The sequence below is a fragment of the Halorubrum sp. AJ67 genome (assembly GCF_000513435.1).
This window is the reverse complement of the sequence record NZ_CBVY010000005.1, coordinates 183512-184399: the sequence shown is the minus strand read 5'-3', so window position 1 is coordinate 184399 and position 888 is coordinate 183512. Positions and strand designations below refer to the sequence as shown.

Here is an 888-nt window from a genome sequence, read left to right as displayed (position 1 = left end):
CCTCGGCCGCGCGGTCGGCCAGCGGCTCGACGCCCTGCTGTCGCGACGCTTTCAGGCACGGCTTCCGCCGTGGCTCCTCGGCTCGGGAGAGCGGGGAGGGCCCGCGGTCGACGAGGCGGCCGTCCTCGACGCGCTCCGGAATCGCTACCCAGAGTGGGACGAGACGCGACTTCGCAACGCGATGACAGACGTTTTGTCCGAGCGGGACGCAGGGAGAGAAGATGAGTAGCCCCGAGGCGGTGTACGACGCGATCCGGGAGGCGACGAGCGACGTCGTCGTCGGCAACGACGACGTGCTCGAGGGACTCACGATCGCGCTGCTCACGGACGGCCACGTGCTCTTGGAAGGGGTCCCCGGCGTCGCGAAGACGACGATCGCGAACGCGTTCGCCCGGGCGCTCGGCCTCTCGTACGGTCGGATCCAGATGACCCCGGACATGGTCCCCGCCGACGTCTCGGGGACAAACGTCTACCAGCAGGCGACGGGGGAGTTCCAGCTCCGCAAGGGGCCGGTGTTCTCGAACGTGGTGGTCGCCGACGAGATCAACCGCGCCACGCCGAAGACCCAGAGCGCGCTCTTGGAGGCGATGGAGGAGTCGACGGTCACCATCGAGGGGGAGACGCTCCGGCTGCCGCAGCCGTTCATGGTCGTCGCCACGCAGAACCCGATCGAGATGGAGGGGGTCTTCGAGCTGCCCGAGGCCCAGCGGGACCGCTTCCAGCTCAAGTACACCGTCGAGGTGCCCGGTCGCGCCGACGAGCGGGAGGTGCTGGATCGGTTCGACGACGCGCCGGGCCTCGACGCCGACGCGGTCCCGCAGGTGATCGAGCCGGAGGACGTGCGGACCGCAAGCGAGGCCGTCACCGACGTGTTCGTCGCGGATCCCG

1 protein-coding gene and 1 pseudogene are annotated in these 888 nt (G+C 69.9%); both read left to right on the top strand.

The annotated features are described in order from the left end of the window. Positions 1-229: pseudogene (locus BN903_RS17325) on the top strand (DUF4350 domain-containing protein); the annotation flags it as partial. Next, the coding region (locus tag BN903_RS07020; RefSeq protein ID WP_048077053.1) for a MoxR family ATPase at positions 222-888 on the top strand (667 nt) is incomplete at its 3' end. The pseudogene BN903_RS17325 and the gene BN903_RS07020, both read left to right, overlap by 8 nt.